The 14,774-nt window shown below is 52.2% G+C and carries 13 protein-coding genes; 8 read left to right on the top strand and 5 right to left on the bottom strand.

Going from position 1 to position 14,774, the window contains the following annotated elements:
- Positions 1-61: 61 nt before the first annotated feature.
- From SE18_RS22305 to SE18_RS22290, 4 genes are all read left to right on the top strand, one after another.
- Positions 62-1,069: a HEAT repeat domain-containing protein gene (locus SE18_RS22305; RefSeq protein ID WP_054536681.1), complete on the top strand. Its 1,008-nt coding sequence runs from the start codon at positions 62-64 to the stop codon at positions 1,067-1,069.
- Positions 1,070-1,280: 211 nt separating this feature from the next.
- The gene (locus tag SE18_RS22300) at positions 1,281-2,018 is read left to right on the top strand and encodes a PIG-L deacetylase family protein (RefSeq protein WP_054536680.1); all 738 of its coding nucleotides are present in this window, start codon (positions 1,281-1,283) and stop codon (positions 2,016-2,018) included.
- Positions 2,015-3,079 (top strand): lipid II:glycine glycyltransferase FemX, encoded by a 1,065-nt coding sequence (locus SE18_RS22295; RefSeq protein ID WP_201783524.1) that lies wholly within the window; start codon positions 2,015-2,017, stop codon positions 3,077-3,079. Before SE18_RS22300 ends, SE18_RS22295 begins: the two co-directional genes overlap by 4 nt.
- A 9-nt stretch (positions 3,080-3,088) precedes the next feature.
- Positions 3,089-4,633, top strand: coding sequence for a UDP-N-acetylmuramoyl-L-alanyl-D-glutamate--2,6-diaminopimelate ligase (locus SE18_RS22290; RefSeq protein ID WP_054536678.1), 1,545 nt, complete (start codon positions 3,089-3,091; stop codon positions 4,631-4,633).
- Here the strand turns inward: SE18_RS22290 and SE18_RS22285 are convergent.
- From SE18_RS22285 to SE18_RS22275, 3 genes are all read right to left on the bottom strand, one after another.
- On the bottom strand, positions 4,618-5,226 hold the full coding sequence (locus tag SE18_RS22285) for an FFLEELY motif protein (RefSeq protein ID WP_054536677.1): 609 nt from the start codon (positions 5,224-5,226) through the stop codon (positions 4,618-4,620). The two genes, SE18_RS22290 and SE18_RS22285, sit on opposite strands and share 16 nt — an antisense overlap.
- Positions 5,227-5,366: 140 nt before the next feature.
- Positions 5,367-6,056, bottom strand: a complete 690-nt coding sequence (locus SE18_RS22280) for a hypothetical protein (RefSeq protein ID WP_054536676.1) — start codon at positions 6,054-6,056, stop codon at positions 5,367-5,369.
- Positions 6,057-6,098: 42 nt separating this feature from the next.
- A complete protein-coding gene (locus SE18_RS22275; RefSeq protein ID WP_054536675.1) occupies positions 6,099-6,830 on the bottom strand; it encodes a hypothetical protein in 732 nt (243 codons plus the stop codon).
- Between the two features lie 201 nt (positions 6,831-7,031).
- Here SE18_RS22275 and SE18_RS28045 point away from each other — a divergent pair, with 201 nt between their 5' ends.
- From SE18_RS28045 to SE18_RS22260, 3 genes are all read left to right on the top strand, one after another.
- On the top strand, positions 7,032-7,757 hold the full coding sequence (locus SE18_RS28045) for a DnaD domain-containing protein (protein WP_054536674.1): 726 nt from the start codon (positions 7,032-7,034) through the stop codon (positions 7,755-7,757).
- Positions 7,699-8,430: an ATP-binding protein gene (locus tag SE18_RS22265; RefSeq protein ID WP_407928495.1), complete on the top strand. Its 732-nt coding sequence runs from the start codon at positions 7,699-7,701 to the stop codon at positions 8,428-8,430. Before SE18_RS28045 ends, SE18_RS22265 begins: the two co-directional genes overlap by 59 nt.
- A gap of 102 nt (positions 8,431-8,532) precedes the next feature.
- The gene (locus tag SE18_RS22260; RefSeq protein ID WP_054536673.1) at positions 8,533-11,814 is read left to right on the top strand and encodes a tetratricopeptide repeat protein; all 3,282 of its coding nucleotides are present in this window, start codon (positions 8,533-8,535) and stop codon (positions 11,812-11,814) included.
- Positions 11,815-11,874: 60 nt separating this feature from the next.
- Here SE18_RS22260 and SE18_RS22255 read toward each other — a convergent pair whose 3' ends face one another.
- Complete coding sequence (locus SE18_RS22255; RefSeq protein ID WP_054536672.1) at positions 11,875-12,792, bottom strand: ADP-ribosylglycohydrolase family protein; 918 nt, start codon at positions 12,790-12,792, stop codon at positions 11,875-11,877.
- 56 nt (positions 12,793-12,848) lie between these two features.
- A complete protein-coding gene (locus SE18_RS22250; protein WP_054536671.1) occupies positions 12,849-14,078 on the bottom strand; it encodes a lipase family alpha/beta hydrolase in 1,230 nt (409 codons plus the stop codon).
- Positions 14,079-14,422: 344 nt separating this feature from the next.
- Between SE18_RS22250 and SE18_RS22245 the strand changes: the two genes are divergently transcribed.
- Entirely contained in the window at positions 14,423-14,701 is a 279-nt protein-coding gene (locus SE18_RS22245) for a hypothetical protein (RefSeq protein WP_054536670.1), read from the top strand.
- The last annotated feature ends 73 nt before the right edge of the window (positions 14,702-14,774 follow it).

Below are 14,774 nucleotides of genomic sequence, written 5' to 3'. Positions count from 1 at the left end.
AGTAGCTGTCGGTGATCTATCCGTGGTAGACTAAAATGCAATGCTATCACGAAGGTGAGATATGACCGAAGAACAAAATGAACGCGATATTGAAGCAGCAATCATCGAAATTGGCGATCATAATCGCCCAATCGTGCTGAGCGAACTCAAAGTTTTTAACGACCTTGACCAAGATGAAGCTGATACTTTTGAATTTGAATGGACTCGCATCGAGCCAAGCCATCGCCGCAACTTGGCCCAAGCAATGCAAGAAGTAGCCGAGGCTAGCCTAGAGCTTGATTTTCGCGAAGTGTTTAGCATTTTGCTCACCGACCAAGATCCAGCGATTCGAATTGCCGCCGTCAAAGGAATGGCCGAGGATACCCGCCGCTCTAGTTTGCGGCGTTTAAGCGAATTGTTGGTTAACGATGCAGACGATGGTGTGCGGGCTAATGCAGCAATCACGCTTGGTGCATGGGCTTTGCGCGCTGGCGAAGGCAGTTTAGATCAGCGCACCAGCAACGAATTGGCGCAGCACCTCTGGGCCGCCTACGACGATCAGCAAACTTCGACCTTGGTGCGCCAACGGCTCTTGGAAACCTTAGGCTATTTGGCCGATAGCGATCCCCGCGTCAATCAAGAAATTGGTGCAGCCTACCAACGCTATGATGATGGTTGGCAAGCTGCCGCGCTGTGTGCCATGGGCCGCACTGGCTTAGATCAATGGTTGCCAACGGTGACGAACGGGTTGCGTTCCAACGAGCCATTGTTGCGTTTCGAAGCTGTGCGGGCAGCAGGCGAGCTTGGCGATTTGGCCGAATCGATCGTTAATCACGTGGCTCGCGCTACCGCCGATGGCGACATCGAAGTCGCAACCACCGCTATGTGGGCGCTTGGCCAAATTGGTGGTTCAGCTGCCCGCCGCTTTCTTGAACAACTAATTAAAGAAGTCGAGGGCGTGCGCCGCGAAGCAGCAGTCGAGGCACTCAAAGAACTCCAATTCTTCGACGACCCCATGCAATCGCTGCCAATCGACGACGACGATGAGGACGAAGACGATTATTGGTATGGCGAGGACGACGAAGAATAGCACAAAGGATGAAGGATGAGGGATGAAGGATGAAATTGGGATCGGTGGTTGGGCCAAGATTTGGGCTTCTTAGCCACGAAGAACACGAAGGATTGCGTTAGCTTAATTGCCGATCCCCAACAACCGATCCCCGATCCCCATCTAGTTAGTAACAAGGAGCCGAACATACGCATAAGGCAGCTATGCTCTATGCTCTATGTTCTGTGTGCTTATGTATCAACACATTTGTTTATCACCGCATTTCGATGATGCGGCGCTCTCGCTTGGCGGTGCGCTGGCTGGTTGGCATGCTGCTGGCGAGCGTTGTTTGATCGTTACGATTTGCAGTGCACCACCGAGCGGCGAACTCAACAGTTTTGCTGCCTATCTGCACGAACGTTGGGGTGCAGCCAGCGATCCGATTGCCATTCGTCGAGCAGAAGATCAAGCTGCTGCCGATCGGCTTGGAGCAGATTTGCTCTTCCTTGAGCAACACGATGCGATTTATCGCCACGCTGCCTATGATTCTGTCGAGGCGATTTTTGGCACGCCAATGCCCAACGATTTGCTGTGGGAAAGTTTAACCAGCCAACTTCAGGATCTCGCTAAGCAATATCCTGCTGCGCAGTGGTATGCACCTTTGGCGGTTGGTAATCACGTTGATCATCAAATTACCCATGGCGTGGCAGCAAAGGTATTATCAAACGTGGGTTGGTATGAAGATTTGCCCTATTCTGCCCGCAACAATGCCCGCGAGCACCGCTTGGCCCAAGTTCAACCAACGCTTGATCAAGTCATTCAAATCGAGCAAACCTTAGCCACCAAACTTGCTGCGGTTGCCGATTATGCCAGCCAAATGGTTGAGTTGTTTGGCACCGTCGAATCAATGCAGCAAGAGCTACGCGCTTATGCAGCCAGCGTGGCCGAACACGGTTTTGCTGAACGGTTATGGCGAGGAGGCCAAGCGTGAGTTTTGCGCTACGCGAGCTTGATGCCGCTCAGTGGTCGGCTGAGTTGGCAGCTCAGCCCACAGCCCATCTCTTACAACAAGCAGAATGGGGCCAGCTCAAAGCCCAATTTGGCTGGCAACCCCAACGCATCGCCATCTACAATCAGCATGGGTTTTGCGCCGGAGCACAGGTGTTGTGGCGCTCGCAATATGGCTTGCGGGTGGCTTATGTGCCGCGAGGCCCAATTTGGTCAGCTGATCAAGCAGCAAATCGCTTGTTGTTGCAAAGTTTGGAGCGCTTGGCCCGCAAGCGTTGGGCGGCATTTTTGCGCCTAGAGCCAAATCTGCTTGATGCAGGAACGCCTGATCAACTCCATTCTGAGCTATTGTTGGCGGGCTACGAGCCAAGCAGCAGTATGCAGCCTAGCGCCTCGATTCACCTTCAGCTGGAGCCAGAGTTAGCAGCCTTGCAAGCCCAAGCAAGCAAAGGCCATCGCGCCGATGTACGCCGCGCCGAGCGCCAAGGCGTAACAATTCGGGTTGGCACAACCGAGGCCGATCTCGACCAGTTTTATGCAATTATGCAAGCTACCAGCCAACGCGCTAAGTTTGGCATTCATAGCCGCGAGTATTATGCGCAAGCTTGGCGTTTGTTTGGCGGCGATCAGCCCGATGGTGCAGCCCGCTTGCTGATTGCTGAGCGCGAAGGTCGGGTGATTGGTAGCTTTTTGGTCTTTGCCCAAGGCGCTGAAGCCCAATATATGTATAGCGGCACCAACGAAGAAGGCCTGAAATTTGCCGCCAGCCATGCCTTGCAATGGGCTGCAATCACTTGGGCCAAACAACGTGGGTGCACGCTCTACGATTTTTGGGGCATTCCCGAAGCATTCTTAGCCCTTGAAACCACGACTGACCCTGCTGAGCGCGAACGCTTAGAACAAGCGGCACAAGCAACGGGCATGGCCGGGGTCTATCGCTTCAAAAAAGGCTGGGGCGGCCAACCAGTCCGCTATCTGCCAGCCTATGACCGTGTTTTCTTGCGTCCGGCGTATTGGCTTTGGCAGCGCCGTCGTTCTGAATAGGAATAATTGATGAAATCGTTGGCTGAACTTTTATTGCATGTTGCCCATCAAGCCGCTGGAGATCACAGCACGAGCATTAGCAACGTGGCCTATGATTCACGCAAGGTTACGCCAGGCGCGCTGTTTGTGGCGATCAACGGTGTGCACGTCGATGGCCATCGCTATATTGCGGCGGCCTTGGAGCAAGGCGCGGTGGCGGTGGTCTATGATGATCCCAATCAAGCACCACCAGCCAGCATTCCCTCGGCCTTGGTTGCCGATGCCAAAGTGGCGCTTTCGCCAATTGCCGCTGCCTTTTACGATTACCCTGCCAACCAATTAGAAGTGATTGGGATTACTGGCTCAAAGGGCAAGACCACGACTACCTTTTTAACGGCGGCAGCCTTGGAAGCCAGCGGCGAGTTGGTTGGCTTTATGAGCACCGTCGATTTTAAAATTGGCCCACGTCAATGGGCCAACAAAACCCGCCAATCGACCCCCGAAGCCTTGGAGATTCAGGCCATGCTGCGCGAGATGGTGGCTGCTGGCTGTCGCTATGCAGTGGTTGAAAGCACTTCGCATGGCTTATCGCAGCGTTGGAATCGGCTTGGCGATTGTGCCTACGATGTGGCATTAATTACCAATGTGACCCACGAACACCTCGATTACCATGGCACGGTCGAGCAATATCGCGCCGATAAAGCCCAATTATTTCATTTACTGGCAACCAGCCCCAGCCAAAAAGCAATTCTTGGCCAAACTACGACGGTCGAAAAAGTGGCAATCGTCAATGCAGATGATCCGCATGCTGAGCAATATCGGCTGGCGGCTGGCAACCAGGTGCGTCAATTAAGCTATGCAATTCATGCTGAAGCCGATTTGCGCGCAACCGAGATTGTTTCAACCAGCAAAGGCCTGCGCTTCACGGCCCAAACTCCCCAAGGCACGTTCAAGCTGAATTTGCAATTAGTCGGCACATTTTATGTCTACAATGTGCTGGCGGCGCTGAGCGTGTGTGTGGCTCGCGGGGTTGATTTGGCGGCGGCGATTCAGCGGCTCGAAGCGATTGCTGGCATCAACGGACGGATGGAGCAAGTTGAGCTTGGTCAGCCATTTAGCGTGCTGGTCGATTATGCTCACAACCCCGATTCGTTCGAGCAAGTGATGAGCATGCTCCGCCCCTTGACCCAAGGCAATTTGATTGCGGTCTTTGGCTCGGCAGGCGAGCGCGATCGGGCCAAACGCCCAATTCAAGGCCAAATTGCCGCCAAATGGTGCGATCTGCTGTATCTGACCGATGAAGATCCCCGCGCCGAAGATTCAATGCAGATTTTGCAGGAAATTGCGGCGGGAGCACAAGCAGAGGGCAAAATTATCGACCAAAACTGCTGGCTAATTCCCGATCGCCGGACAGCGATTGAGCAAGCGCTGGCCAACGCCAAAGCTGGCGATGTGGTGCTTTTGCTGGGTAAAGGCCACGAAGGCAATATCATTTACGCCAGCGGCGACATCGATTGGAACGAACATCACGAGGCAGAACGGGCCTTACAAGGATTGGGCTATACCAAACGATAAATCCGTTTGAGCCGATCAAGCTCGGTATGGGTCACTTGGGTCAGAAAGGGCTTGAGATCGTGAACTGGTTGCAGGGCCTGATAGCCACGGCGCAAAAAGCGATGCAATTCGCCCATGCCCATCAATTTGGCAAAGGTTTTGGTATTGTTGAGCGCCGTGCCAAGCAGGCTAATGCGCGATAAGCGATGCACCCGCCGCAGCGATTCGTTGATCAGCTCGATTTGGCGTACCCGTGGCTCAAAACTATTGACCCGATAATAGGCCTCTTCATATTGAGCTTCTGTAAATGGTAGCGTTACGCCATTGTGCTCAAGCCAATCGGCAACCTGCTGATCGAGCCGAACCGTAAGATTGAGCAAATCAAGCGTTACCTCAATATCTTCGATGCTCAAGCCCGGCGCCAAATGAATAAATTGGTGTAAACGGCGGGCTTGGGTATCGCGGGCATGAAAATCATATGGCCCATACATATCTTCAAGAAAAAACTGAGCTAGCCCATGGTATTGTGGCTCGGCGAGGAGATGTTTGTAATCGCGTTCTAAGCGTTTGGCCTGAAAAATTTGGAGCTGGTTGTAATACTTGGCTGATGGCATAAGGCGAAGCACCGTTGCTTGAATTCTGTCATAGCAACCATTGTAGCACGCTGTGTCATCGCATAGAAATAGGTTTTAACGCAGAGGCGCAGAGCACATTAATTTACTCTGCGCCTCTGCGTTAAATTACCTAATTGGATTTATCGTTGACTGCGCCGCCAACCGACCAATGCGCCCACGCCAGCCAAGACGCCGATGCCAACCAAAACCCACGGCAAAACGCTTGCTTGCTCGGCTGTGGTTTCGGTAGCTGGAAGCACAGGCTCTGGGGTTGCAGTTGGCATACTGATATTCGGCTGTACTTTTGGTTCAGCAGTTTGATCGACTGGCAGCACAGTGGCGGTGGGCGCACCTGCCAAACTATAATTCGTCAGCGTGCTCACCAGATCAGCCAGTGGTTGGCGGATTTCTTGGTTTTGCTCGAAGTAGCGCACCTCATCCTCATCAACATCAAGTGAACTATAGTTACCAAAACTAATTGGTTGCCAAACCGCTGGGCCATCGAATTGATTTGGCCCAAGAAACAAAACCCACGTGCTACCCTCTGCAAAACGATTGCCAAGGCCTAAAATGGGCTTACACATTGCGTCATAATCGATTGTATGATCGAGCACGCTGAATGGCTCGCTGGCAACATTGCCTTTGATCAGGGTATCAACCGTGAATAAGGCATGATTACCTTCACTTTGCGTGACGGTCGCCACCACAATCAGATCGGCTTGTTGGGCTAGGCCATCAAGGGTTGGCACGGCCAGCGAGCAGGCAGCAGCTGGAGTTGCAGACCACAAAACGACGACCAAGCCAAGCAAACATCCCAACATCCAACGCATAACTACCTCCTTACAAGCAACAGCTCTCAACATATTCAATTATTACTGGGCGTTGCGGCTGCGGCGCCAACCAAGCAAGGCCCCAATTGCAGCAACGACGGCTACGCCCACCAGCAGCCATGGCAACCAACTTGGGGCGCTGCTGGGATTGGCCGCAGCTGGAGCAGCAGCATCAACTGGAGCAGCAGGGTTAGCATTGCTATTGGGCAATGGTTCGACCAAGGCTGGGTCTGGAGTTGGCATAATTGCTGGCTCGACCGCAGGCTTCCCAGGCACCGGATCAACCAACTGATTCGGATTAACCCCACTAAAATTGGTCAAGGTTGCGATCATATCAGGCAATGGCACTTGCTGGGGAGTGCCTTGCTCGCTATAGCTTACTTGATCTTGTTCAACTTTCAATGCGCCATAATCGCCAAAGCTGGCAGTTTGCCAAGTAATATCGGGGTCGAGTGTGGTTGGAACAAGAAACAAGACCCAGCGACTGCCTTCAATAAAACGATTACCATCGCCTAAGGTTGGTTGGCAATCGGCTCCATTGTTAATTTGATGGTTCAACACATCAAGATCGTTTTGGGGTAGGCTGCCTTTGATTGGCGTTTCAACGCTAAAGGTCGCTTGGCTGCCTTCAACCTTGGTAACAGTCGCGACCACTACAAGTTCAGCTTGTTGGGTCACACTATCGATCGTTGGTTCCAGCATTTTACAGGCGGCAACTGGCGAAACTTGCCACAGCGCGACACAAACTGCCACAAGGCCTAAAATTCGGCGCATTAGGAAACTCCATCTTGCTAAATAGAAGTAAGGATTAGATTAAAGCATAACGCTTGCTGGCCCTGAGAAGTTCCCTGCTTCCGCGCGGCGCTAGGCTGGATGGAGGTGAATTCCACCGTGGATAGTTGGTCGCAAGCGTTGCGGCATGTGGTATCATTGAGTGCAGACGAATCAGCGCAGTGCTACTTTTGGAGGCAACCCGTGGCGGCGTTTCATGGCTTCTCAACTGAGAATCTCGTGCCGCTACCGGCAGAATTCTTTAGCGATGTTCTACCCTCGATCAGCAATTTGGCTGAGCTTAAAGTAACCCTGCATATCTTTTGGTTGGTCAGCCAGCAGCGCGGGCGCGCCAAACGGGTTTCATGGGATGCTTTATGCAACGATCCTGTGTTGGCCCAAGCGTTACGCAGCGTTTCGCAATTGCGCCCAACCAGCGACGTTTTAGAAGAGGCCTTGGGCTTGGCCGTTGAACGTAGCACATTGCTGCACTTAATCAGCCCAGAGCCTGGCCGCGTGGTCAGTTGGTATTTGGTCAATACCCAAGCCAACCGCCATTGGGTCGAGCGTCAAGCAGGCCAACGGGTGCTTGCCCCCGACGCTAGCCCCGCCGCCCAACCAACTATTTTTGGCCTATACGAAAAAAATATTGGCCTGCTCACGCCGCTGCTCATTGAGCAATTGCACGAGGCCAGCGCCAAATATCCCGCTGAATGGCTCGCAGAAGCCATCACCAAAGCGGTTGAAGCCAATGTGCGCAATTGGCGCTACATTCGGCGCATCTTAGAACGGTGGGAAACCGATGGAAAAGAATCTACGTCGCATCGATCCGAGCAGCTTTTCGATCTCAGCAAATATACCACGGGCAAATATGCCGCCCTCTTCGGAAGAAGCGGCGACTCCGATGGAGGAGATTTGTCCGATTTGTAAAGGCGCTGGCTATTTCTGCATGGATGTGCCGATCAGCGACCCAAACTTTGGAATATTAAACACTTGTCAGTGTAAACAAGCAGAAAAAGAAGTTCGCCAACGTGATAAACTATGGCAACAAAGTAATTTGCTGGCCTTTGAAAACAAAACCTTTGAAACCTTTAAGCCACAAATAGAAGGGGTCAGTGAAGCTTATAACCGTGCGATGGCATTTGCCCAAGCACCGAAAGGTTGGTTGCTTTTATTTGGGATGTATGGCTGTGGCAAAACCCATCTTGCAGCCGCTATCGCCAACGAAGCAGTGCGCCGCGAGTATCAGACGATCTTTATGGTCGTACCAGATTTGCTCGATTATTTGCGCTCAACCTTTGGCCCAAGCTCCGAAGTGGCATACGACGAGCGTTTCGACAAGATACGCAATATTAAGCTTTTGGTACTCGATGATTTGGGCGCAGAAAGTTCCACTGCTTGGGCACGTGAAAAGTTGTTCCAAATTATCAATCACCGTTATAATCATCACTTACCAACGGTTTTCACAACTAACGTCGATTTGGATAAGCTTGATCCACGGATTACCTCGCGTTTATTAGATGTCGAACTCTGTAGACAAACCGTAATCCAAGCGAAAGACTATCGACAAACAACACGTAACAATAACATTCGATACAAGTAAGATCGCCAACGGGCCGAGTGCGCAGCATTAATCCAGGCAACTGGTTGCAACGCTGCTCCTCATCCAACGAAGTTCTTCATCCTTGTGTCTGTGGGGGTTCGGATGGCAGGGAACCAAGCAATTTTTGACCGTGCGTTAGAACAATATCAGCTTGCATCACGTGCTGGCGATTGGAACAAGGCCTTAACTGAAGCCGCTCGCGCCATGACCGAATTTTCAACTCACGAGCAGGCACGGATTGCTGTCGCCACAGCCTTGTTTCATACCAACAAGTTGCCACAATCGCTGCAATTGTGGCAGGAATTGCTCAAACGCAATCCTGATAATCCAATTTTTACCGAATATATCGCCAAAATTTATCGCGCTCAAGGCGACACCGATCAAGCGATTGATCTGTTTATGCAGTTGGCCGAGCGCTTGATCGACCAAAAATTGCCACTCAAGGCCGTGCGCGCCTACCGCGATATTTTGGAGATTCATCCCAGCCACGAAGAGGCCCGAGTGCGCTTGGCCATGGTGCTGGCTGAATCAGGCGATAAACCTGGCGCAATTCGCGAATATTTGCATTTGGGCCAGCAGTTTTACGATGCTGAGCAATACGATGCCGCTGATGAAGCGGCGGTCGAAGCGCTTAATGTCGACCCTGCCAGCCTCTCGGCCCAAGAATTCAAAAAGAAAGTTGATCTGGCTCGCCAAGCATTAATTACCGCCGCAACCGGCGATCAATTGCCCGACCAAGGCCGCTTGCAAACCAAAGAGCAGATCGAACGCGCGGTCAACGAGGCAATTGAATATCAAAATAATGGCTTGTTGGAGCAAGCAGCCCAAATGTATGAACGGGTGGTCGACGTGCTACCCGAACGCGCCGACATGCAATATAGCTTGGGCTTGATCTACGATGAGCTTGAGCGCCACCAAGATGCCTTGCGCGTGCTTGAGATTGCCAGCCACAACGATGAATATGCGCTCTCGGCCCACTTTGCAATTGGTACAATCTACCAAAAAATTGGCCAAATGGAACGCGCGGCCCAAGAGTTTGAGCAAGCAATTCGCTACGTTGATTTGCAATCAATTGGCAAAGAAGAAGCCACTGATTTGATTGATATGTACGAAGCGACCTCGGCAATTTATCTTGAGCTTGGCGACGTAGCGCGGGCCGCCTCGTTGTATTCAACCTTGGCGGGCTTTTTGCAGGGTAAGCGTTGGGGCACAGAGCAAGCAGCCCAATACAATGCCAAAGCCAAAGAATTGACCGACCGCAGCATGATGTCGAAATTGCGCATGCTTGGCACGGGTATTTTGAACGCGCCGCCACCAGAAGAGGCTGTGCCCGAACCACAGACCGAAACTTGGGGCAAGATGCCGTCGATCACCGATTTCCTTAGCCCCAAAAGTCGCGTCGAAGCCAGCCCGATGGATGATATGGCCAGCCTTGAGGCCTTGATTAACAGCAACACCAACCATCTAGCTCACTCGCCGCAAAGCTTGCTGACCGACATCGACCCGCTTGATGTGCTGGCTGCCAATTTGCCACCAGCCAGCGAAGTCCATTTTGCGCCGCTCACCCCAATTGATACCGAAGGCCGCAGCGAGCGGATTCAGCGCTTGGTCGAGGCTAGCGAATCGTTTACCGAGCAAAATTTATTGTATGCAGCACTCGATGCTTGCCATGAAATTATTCGCTACGATCTTGAATTTTATGCCATTCACTTGCGTATGGCCGAAATTCTCGAACGCTTTGGCCGCATGGATCAAGCGCTCTCCAAGCTTAATTTGTTGATCGAAACCTACAAAGCCCGCGGCGAAACTCACAAAGCAATTGGGGTCTATCACAAATTAATTGATCTTTCTGCTGATAGCACGATTATTCGGGCTGAATTGGCCGAAGTGCTGCGCAAACAAGGCCGCAGCGATGAAGCCGCCGAACAATTGGCCTACGTTGCCAACCAACAATTCCGCCAAGGTCAAACCGTCAAGGCGCTTGAGCAATTTCGCAAGTTGCTTGAATGGGCACCTGATAGCGTTAATTTGCGCGCTCAATATGGCCAAGTGCTGCTCAAGCTCGAACGCTGGGAAGCAGCCTTGGAAGAATTCCGCCGCGTCATCGTGCAAAAACCCGATGATTTGGTGGTGATGGCCCAAGCAAATATTGCCTTAGCGATGATGGGCGAGTTTCCCGATGCAATTTGGGATTCAGTGGCGAGCTTGATGCAAAAGTTAGCCAGCAATCCGCAACAGCTGAACGATGTGCAAGCAGAATATCGCTCGGTCACCTTGATTACAGATCGGGCAATTATTCAGTTTCTCTTGGGCTTGATTCAACAATCAGCCAAGCAACATCAGTCGGCAATGCACTCGTTCAATCAAGTGCTCGAATTGCTGGAAATTGACGCCGATCCGTTGGTACCGCCAGTGTTGGTCTATCAAGCAATCGCCGATAGCTATATCGCCGAAGGCAACGCTGCTGGCTCGATTGAGCAGTTGCGCAAAATTGAGGCAATTCTAATTACTGGCACGGTGCCAGCGCTGAGCACGAAACACGCCTTTGCTCAGCCCTTTAACGAGGGTGAGTTACAACGCCGCTTGGCCGAAGCCTACGCCGCCAACGAGAACTTCGATGGCGCGATTCAGGCCTTGCAGCGGGTCAAGCAATTGCTGCCCTACGATCGTCAAGCCTACACCAAATTGGCCGACATCTACTTCCGCCAAGGCCGTTTGCCCGAAGCCTTAACCCAACTTGACGAGTTGGCAAGCTACTACGAAAGCCAAAGCCAGCTTGATCGGGCCTTGGAGATTTTGGCAACTGGCTTGCAACTCGCACCCAAGAATATCCCAATCAAATCGCGCCACGCTCAAATGTTGATGCGCCGAGGCTATCTTGATGAGGGCTTGGCTGGCTTGGATGAACTGGCCGAACTCCAACGCAAGCAAGGCTTGGTCAAGGATGCAGTCGCCAGTATTCAGCAAGTGGCCGATGTCTATTGGACTTTGGGCAAAGTTGATAAGGCTGCCGAAATGTACAACAGAATTGTGCAGATTGCGCCCAACGACACCGAAGCCCGCCAACACTTGGTCAGCTTTAACATTCTCTCGTTGCGCACCAAAGATGCGGTGGTGCAATTGCGCGAAATTGCGCGGCTCTCGATTCAGCAACGTAATTACGAAGAGGCAATCGCTTCCTTTCACCAAGTAATTGCGCTTGACCAAAAAGATGCAGATGCCTACGAGCAGTTGGCTGATGTGCTGATGCGCGTGCAAGAGTATGGCCAAGCAGTGCGAACCTACAAACAACTAGCCAAATTGTTGCCCGATGACGAGCGGGTCGAAGCCTTGCAAAGCGCGGCCCAACGCATGCTCGATCAGCAACAGGTTGCCAAAGGCTAAACTTCTCTCATCAAAGCCCCTCGTCCGTTGAACGGACGAGGGGCTTTGTGTTTGCTGGCTTTAGTGGCTCAAGCGATAAAGGCGTTCGGCAAATTCGACAATTAGGTCGTGGCTCACAATCGGTTTGCGCCATTCGGCGGGAATGCCAGCCTCGCCATAGTAGGCTCCGGCAATTTGGCCATAAATTGCGGCAGTGGTATCTGCATCGTGACCAAGATTGGCCGCCATCAAACAGCCCTCGCGAAACGAATCGCTGTTGGCAAAAGCCCACAAAGCAGCTTCAAGCGAACGCACCACATAGCCAGTGCCCTGAATTTCTGGCGGCTGGCGCTGCCAAAACGAGCCAGCGGCAATCTCGGCAATATCTGCTTGCAACGGTTGTTGCTGCCAATAATTGGCAATTGGGCTATAGTGCGGGGCTAGCAACGTCACCTTATCAACCCCATTGAGTGCGCCAATTAACAAGCCTGCGAAATAGCGACAGGCATCAAGCGCCGCCAACGCGCCATGGGTTGTGCGCGAGCTATCGACTGCCATCTGCATAGCCTGCTCTGGCTGGCTGGCGTAGGCCAAAACCACCGGAGCCAAACGCATCAACGAGCCATTGCCAGCAGTTGCAGGGTCGGTCGAGCCGCTATAGGGTTCGCCAGTGCGTTGAAAGCTACTGAGGGCTTTGCCAACCGTAATCCCGCAATCAAAGCACGAGCCAGTGCTGCTCATATAGCCATAATCGCGCCAACGACAATAGCGCTGCATCTGATCAACTGCATCGAAGCCTTGGCGTTCGATCAAGCTTGCAGCAAGGCATAAGGCCATCGATGTATCGTCTGTCCATGCCCCAAGCGGCAAATTAAACGGCCCGCCGCCAACCATATCGGTCAAAGGCTTAAACGAGCCTGGTGGGCTAAATTCGACCGTCGTTCCAACTGCATCGCCAACCGCTAACCCCAACAAACAGCCACGATAACGCTCAAGCATAGCTACCTCATCAACGTTGATGGATTCAATTGTAGTGCTGCAATGGCTTCTGTCTATCAGTTCTCGAGTGCAATCTTAGCAGCATTCATGCCAGATTCAAGCGGCTGCAACCATGCCAAAAGTTGTTGATAGGCAGCTTGGTTGGCTAAAATGCCCAAATGATGGGTGCTATACACAATTGCCTGGCGATCAGCAGGAATCTGTAAATCCAAATCTGGCTGATTCGCGGCCTGACCCAACGCACTAGCAACCGCCACCAAGCCATCACCACGCAAGCGTGAATGCGCGGCTTTTTTAGTCGAGCGCGTGGCCGCCAAGGCATAACAGGCAACATGCGCAGGCAACGCCACCCGATCAGGGCGTTGGCCAGGTTTTTCAAAACGATCAAAGGCTGGCAGATCGTGATCAATCAGCTTGCCATAGCGCAAATCGGTAATGCCTGCGCTGCGTAAACGAGCAATCTGACCAAATAAAGCGCTATAGCGATTGCGTTCAAGCAGGTAGTGCAACCAAGCGCCATAGCGTTCCACCGCAGAACCATGGTGCGGCGTGGCCAGAAAAATGAGTTTGCTCAGCTTCTGAGGCCAGGTATGCCCCAGTTGCTGAGCATAGTAACAAGCACTGCGCGCAACCAAACCGCCCATGCTATAGCCCAAGATCACAACTTCTTCAACGGGCACAGGCCAATTGGCGAGCAGTTGTTCAAGCAATTGGCTTAGTTGCTGGCCATTGCTGGCAATCGGCAAACCAGTGTTATAGCGCCCATGAATTGGGCTATAGCCTAAAGCTGCGGCGGCAACTAAACCATGATCATGGCCATGCTGCTTGAGTTGTTGCTCGTGCATACACACGCCATGCAGGTAGAGCAAGATTCGTGGTTGGGGCTGTTCAAACACTGTTTGGAGCGCAGATTGCTCTGGTTCAAGCGCTTTTCCTGCCACTCGCAGGCTCATGCTAGTTTGTAAAGGGTTGTTGCTGGCCACAAGATAATCGCCCAAAACGCCATTTAAGGCTGCTAGCAGGTCATCGCGTTGGCGTGATGATTCTGTTTGCTTGGCCGCTGTGCTAAATGCAGCCAAAAGTGCCTCAAGGCTTGCGCCAACCAAGCGCGTAAGCGTATGAATTTGGCGATAGACCAAGCCAGGAATCCCACCAATTCGGCGGTTTGGGCGGCGCATAATCGTGGCAAATAAGCCTTCGCTGATGTTGGTAATCTGGGTTGTCGCCTCAATTGCCAAGCGACTAAGGCCTTGCAGATCGCTGCGTTGCAGATGAGCTTTGGGCATAATGCCTCCCCGCCTATGAGTAGGCTGTGATCAATAGCGCGTTCAGGTAGCTGGAATAGTAACGAGCAGAACTGCGAGTCAATTCAATCAACCATTATAGCTATTGTATAGCAGATACGCGAGCGCTGACGGCTTGTATGCTATACTATGTTAAGTTTCTTCGATCAATGTTGCGCCTGTTGCCTATGTTTGGGATGGTGCTATTTGCCAACAAGCAGATCAGCAATGCAAGCTTCCTCGCTTAATCAACAACTCATGGATGCTCAAACCGAGCCACATGAGCCACAGCCAATTGATTTTTTGCTTCAGCGATACCCCACAATCCTATGAAATGAGGCCAGTCAATGCCCCCGAAAACCTATCTGCATACTCGTAGCCAGCGTTTGGCTGAGAATGCTGCTGCCAACGAGCGAATGCTTGATGAACGTATTGCCCGCGTTGTCGCCACTGCCAATGCAGCAGAATCAGTCCGGCTCGCCGAGATTTGCCCAAGTTGCCAGCGGGTAGCCTGCCAAACTCACCGAAGTTGTATGATTCGGTTTCGTGCCATCACTCAACATCGGCTGCGCCAAGAAGCTGAAGCAGCCGCCCGCTGGACGGAAAGCTTCGATTTTTCACGCTAAACATATGCTTCAACCCCAGATTGATCGTGATGAGTATTGCCATCACGATCAGTTGTTGGCTTACTCCACAAAA

The sequence above is a fragment of the Herpetosiphon geysericola genome, assembly GCF_001306135.1.
Taxonomy (GTDB): domain Bacteria; phylum Chloroflexota; class Chloroflexia; order Chloroflexales; family Herpetosiphonaceae; genus Herpetosiphon; species Herpetosiphon geysericola.
This window is presented reverse-complemented; position numbering and strand designations above follow the sequence as displayed.

Bases quoted from the DNA above. Each gene is read 5' to 3' on its own strand.
- SE18_RS22305 (WP_054536681.1), top strand. From the start codon at position 62: ATGACCGAAGAACAAAATGAACGCGATATTGAAGCAGCAATCATCGAA.
- SE18_RS22300 (WP_054536680.1), top strand. From the start codon at position 1,281: ATGTATCAACACATTTGTTTATCACCGCATTTCGATGATGCGGCGCTC.
- SE18_RS22290 (WP_054536678.1), top strand. From the start codon at position 3,089: ATGAAATCGTTGGCTGAACTTTTATTGCATGTTGCCCATCAAGCCGCT.
- SE18_RS22285 (WP_054536677.1), bottom strand. From the start codon at position 5,226: ATGCCATCAGCCAAGTATTACAACCAGCTCCAAATTTTTCAGGCCAAA.
- SE18_RS22280 (WP_054536676.1), bottom strand. From the start codon at position 6,056: ATGCGTTGGATGTTGGGATGTTTGCTTGGCTTGGTCGTCGTTTTGTGG.
- SE18_RS22275 (WP_054536675.1), bottom strand. From the start codon at position 6,830: ATGCGCCGAATTTTAGGCCTTGTGGCAGTTTGTGTCGCGCTGTGGCAA.
- SE18_RS22265 (WP_407928495.1), top strand. From the start codon at position 7,699: ATGCCGCCCTCTTCGGAAGAAGCGGCGACTCCGATGGAGGAGATTTGT.
- SE18_RS22260 (WP_054536673.1), top strand. From the start codon at position 8,533: ATGGCAGGGAACCAAGCAATTTTTGACCGTGCGTTAGAACAATATCAG.
- SE18_RS22255 (WP_054536672.1), bottom strand. From the start codon at position 12,792: ATGCTTGAGCGTTATCGTGGCTGTTTGTTGGGGTTAGCGGTTGGCGAT.
- SE18_RS22250 (WP_054536671.1), bottom strand. From the start codon at position 14,078: ATGCCCAAAGCTCATCTGCAACGCAGCGATCTGCAAGGCCTTAGTCGC.
- SE18_RS22245 (WP_054536670.1), top strand. From the start codon at position 14,423: ATGCCCCCGAAAACCTATCTGCATACTCGTAGCCAGCGTTTGGCTGAG.